The organism is Actinomycetospora sp. (genome assembly GCF_055612215.1).
Genome location: NZ_JBVPVA010000723.1, coordinates 1 through 3,775, shown reverse-complemented (window position 1 = coordinate 3,775; position 3,775 = coordinate 1). Strand labels below are relative to the sequence as shown.

General features: G+C 73.7%; 5 protein-coding genes. 4 read left to right on the top strand and 1 reads right to left on the bottom strand.

Going from position 1 to position 3,775, the window contains the following annotated elements; all coding sequences use genetic code 11:
• The coding region (locus AC0CYZ_RS19780) for a PEP/pyruvate-binding domain-containing protein (RefSeq protein WP_472218427.1) at positions 1-1,156 on the bottom strand (1,156 nt) is incomplete at its 3' end.
• 228 nt (positions 1,157-1,384) lie between these two features.
• Between AC0CYZ_RS19780 and AC0CYZ_RS19775 the strand changes: the two genes are divergently transcribed.
• From AC0CYZ_RS19775 to AC0CYZ_RS19760, 4 genes are all read left to right on the top strand, one after another.
• Positions 1,385-2,404 carry an SLAC1 family transporter gene (locus AC0CYZ_RS19775; RefSeq protein ID WP_472218426.1) on the top strand — a complete coding sequence of 340 codons (1,020 nt, stop codon included), beginning with the start codon at positions 1,385-1,387 and terminating at the stop codon, positions 2,402-2,404.
• On the top strand, positions 2,401-2,838 hold the full coding sequence (locus tag AC0CYZ_RS19770) for a DUF1622 domain-containing protein (protein ID WP_472218424.1): 438 nt from the start codon (positions 2,401-2,403) through the stop codon (positions 2,836-2,838). The genes AC0CYZ_RS19775 and AC0CYZ_RS19770 overlap by 4 nt, the downstream gene beginning before the upstream one ends.
• A gap of 38 nt (positions 2,839-2,876) precedes the next feature.
• A complete protein-coding gene (locus AC0CYZ_RS19765) occupies positions 2,877-3,302 on the top strand; it encodes a hypothetical protein (protein WP_472218422.1) in 426 nt (141 codons plus the stop codon).
• 197 nt (positions 3,303-3,499) lie between these two features.
• On the top strand, positions 3,500-3,775 hold a 276-nt coding region (locus tag AC0CYZ_RS19760; RefSeq protein WP_472218420.1), incomplete at its 3' end, for a universal stress protein.

The window sequence follows — 3,775 nt, the reverse complement described above, 5'->3', positions numbered from 1 at the left end:
CCATGACGTCCAGGAACGCGTCCCGTCCGGCGGCCGAGGCCAGGAGCCGGGTGACGTCGACGAACAACCGGCCGCCGGCCTCGGCCATGGGCCGGGGCGTGGTCATCTGCCAGACGGACAGCCCCAGGGGCGTCATCGCGTCGGTCATCATCTGCTGGTGACCGACGGAGACCCAGACGTGGCGGGCACCGTCGTCGACCGGGGGCACCGGGAACAGCGTGGTGATCGGTCGGCTCTGCACGATCCGGAACCCGTCGTCGACCAGGCACCACTCGATGTCCTGCGGGCGACCGAAGTGCGCCTCGATCCGCCGGCCCAGCGCGGCGAGGTGCACGGCCTGGTCGTCGGTCAGCGCCGGTCGCCGCTGCGACCCGGGCTCGACGGGCTGCGCGCGCGTCCCGCCCCCGGGGGCTGGTCGCAGGGCCGCGGCCTTGGGGACGATCGCCGACCCGACGACCTCGCCGTGGCGCACGGTGTAGCCGTCCGCGTCCGCCGTCCCGGAGACGAGGGCCTCGCCGAGGCCGAGGACCGCCTCCACGCGGCTGAGCCGCCGGTTCGACGTCACCGGGTCGGCCGTGAACAGCACCCCTGACGCGTCGGGGGTCACCATCTCCTGCACGACCACGGCCATGCCGACCGCCCGGTGGTCCACGCCGTGGCGCAGGCGGTAGGTCACGGCCCGCTCGGTGAACAGCGAGGACCAGCACCGCACGACGTGCTCGAGGACCGCCGCCGGGCCCAGGACGTCGAGGAAGCTGTCGTGCTGGCCCGCGAACGAGGCCGTCGCCAGATCCTCGGACGTCGCGCTGGACCGCACGGCGTACGCGGTGTCGCCGGGCGCGAGTGCCCGCGTGATCGATGACGCGACGTCGTCGGGAGCGCGGAGACCGGCGACGGCCTCGCGGACCTCCGCGCTGGCCGCCGCGATCCCGGCCCGGTCGTCGGGGGTCAGACGGGCCAGGCGATCGAGGCCGGCCCGGACCGCCGGAGCCCCGCCCACGACCCGGCGGAACGCGTGCGTCGTCACGCAGAAGCCCTGCGGCACGTCGATGCCGCTGATCCGCGAGAGCTCCCCCAGGTTCACCGCCTTGCCGCCGACCTCGGCGAACCGGTCCCGATCGATCTCCGCGAGATCGAGCACGAATGTGCCGTTCACCAGTGCGTTTCTCCGTCCACGAGGAATGCGGACGGTGATGATGGAGCACGCTCCGGGGCTTGCCGCAAGCCCCGCCGCGCGCTATACGTTGAAGTGGAAAGAGGGGCCGGTTCCTTGGGTTCCCGGCCTCGGCGGCTTACTGGTGCGGGCATGACTGTCCCCTCGACGGCGCTGGTCGCGCACCCGGGCGACGCCACAGGCGTCGCTCACGGCGGGTGAGGTGGCCGCGTGCCGGCGATCTCCGCTCTGATCCCCCCGCCGTCGTGGACCATCGTCATGTCCTTCGGGGTCCTCTCGATCGACCTGGGGATCGTCGGAGCCCCGGTGCTCTCGGCGGCCACGCTGATCATCGCCGCGGCCGTCTGGCTGCTCCTGGTCGTCGTGCTGGCCGCGCCGCTGGTCTACGAGCCCGGTCGCTTCCGGCGCGAGACGAGAGCACCCGTGGTGATCGCGAGTGTGGCGGCCACCGCAGTGCTCGGGACCCGGCTCGCGATCAGCGACCTCCCCGTCGTCGCCGCGGTCCTGCTCGCGATCGCGGCGGTCGGCTGGGTCCTCCTCCTGCCCCCGGTCCTCCGGCACTGGCGGACGCCCACCACCGGCATCTACTTCGTCGTCGGCGTGGCCACCGACAGCACGGCCCTGCTCAGCGCGACCCTCGCCGTCGCCTTCCAGGCGGGGTGGCTCCTCTGGGCTGCCGCTCCGCTCCTGCTCGTCGGGCTGGCCCTCTACGTCGTCACCGCCGCCCGGTTCGACCTGCGCCAGTTGCTCACCGGGCACGGCGACCACTGGATCGCCGGTGGCGCGCTGGCCATTGCCGCGCTCTGCGCCGGCAAGATCACCCAGGGCGCCGGAGCCCTGAGGATGTTCACCGCGCTGCACCAGACCCTGACCGTCAGCACAGCCGTGCTCTGGGGCCTGGCCGTGGCCTGGATCGTCCCCCTGGTCATCGCCGAGGTCATCCGGCCCCGGTTCGCCTACGACGTGCGTCGCTGGGCGACGGTCTTCCCGTTCGGCATGTACGCCGCGTGCAGCGTCACCGTCGGGCAGGTCACCGGCCTCTCCGGCATCACCGCCGCGGGGCGGGCGGCGACCTGGGCCGCCGTCGCCATCACGCTGCTCGTGCTCGCCGGGCTGATCCGACACATCGTCCGCGTCTCCCGGGCATCGGAGCCCCGGAGCGGCCGCGGCGCCGAGCGACCCGAGTTCGACCGCCGTGCCCGCTCGGCGGCCGAGGAGCCCGGGGGGTGATCACCACGGTGCCGGACGCCGGACCCTGGACGTTCACCGGGCTGATGGACCACGTGGCGCAGGGCTTCGAGGCCCTCGGAGCCGCGATCCTCGTGCTCGGCGCGATCTGGTCCGTCGTGCTCGCGGCGATGACGGCGCGCCGGTCCCGGTCGGGGGCGAACGTCTATCTCGTGGCGCGTCAGGCCTTCGGCGGGACCCTGCTCCTCGGCCTGGAGGTCCTCGTCGCCGCCGACCTGGTGCGGACCGTGGCGGTCTCGCCGACCGTCGACAACGTCCTCGTGCTCGGCCTGATCGTGGTGATCAGGACCTTCCTGAGCTTCTCGTTGGAGACCGAGATCGAGGGCGTCGCGCCGTGGCGGCGGGCGCTGGCGAACGGCGCGGGGACGATCCACCGGGCCACGACGACCGCGCGGGACGCCGACCCCTCCCCGTGACCGCCCGTCGGGGGATCGCCCGTCGCTACCATCGCCTCGTGCCGGACAGGGCGGACCGGTCCTCGCGTGACGACGGGATGGACGGGGACGAGGGCGCCCCGGCGGCGAGGGCCGTCGTGCTGCGCCGTGCCGCCGACGAACTCGAGCGACTGCGGTCGCTGTTGCCGCCCGGCCGATGGTCGGCCCGCGGGCTGCTCGCCACCAGACCCGAGATCGTCGCCGCGGACGAGTCCGGCCGGACCGAGCACATCGCGGACGCACGAGCGCGCAGCGCCGGATGGATCCTCGCCCTGGCGCCGACGGTCGCGGCGCCGCTGATCGCCTGGCTGCGCGAGACCGCCGACGCCCTCGAGGCACCTGGACCCGGCGTGCCGACCTCCGCGGCCGCGGCCTCCGAACTCGCGTCGTCCGTTCTCGATGCCCGTCCCGCGCGTGCCGACCCGGAGGCCGGCGACACCGACTGACCGAACACCGGACACGGTGTCCAGCTCGTGGTGTGCGAGCGCGACGTCGGAGGGCGGCCGGCCGCCGTCCGGCTCTGCGACGACATCGAGACACCGGTCTGGGACGCACGACAGGTCGTCCCCCCGCCCGGGAGCGCAGAGGACGCATTCCGTCGCGAACAGGAGAATTCCGAACTGCCCGGTGGGCTCGACCCGGCATGGCCGGATCATGCGGTTCTCGGAACTGCGTCGAAAATCTTCGTCGAATCCTGGCTCGCGCCCCTCTCCGGGGCCATCCTCGACGGAACGCGACGCGGTGGAGGTGGGACACGATGACGGATGCGGACATCGGCGGAGGGCCCGCCTCCCGGCGCGCGGGTCGGGTGGTCGTCGGGGTCGACGGGACCTCCAGCGCCCTGGCCGCGGTGACGTGGGCAGCCACGGAAGCGGCCCGTCGGGACGCCGAGCTGCACCTCGTGGAGGTGCTCCCGGCG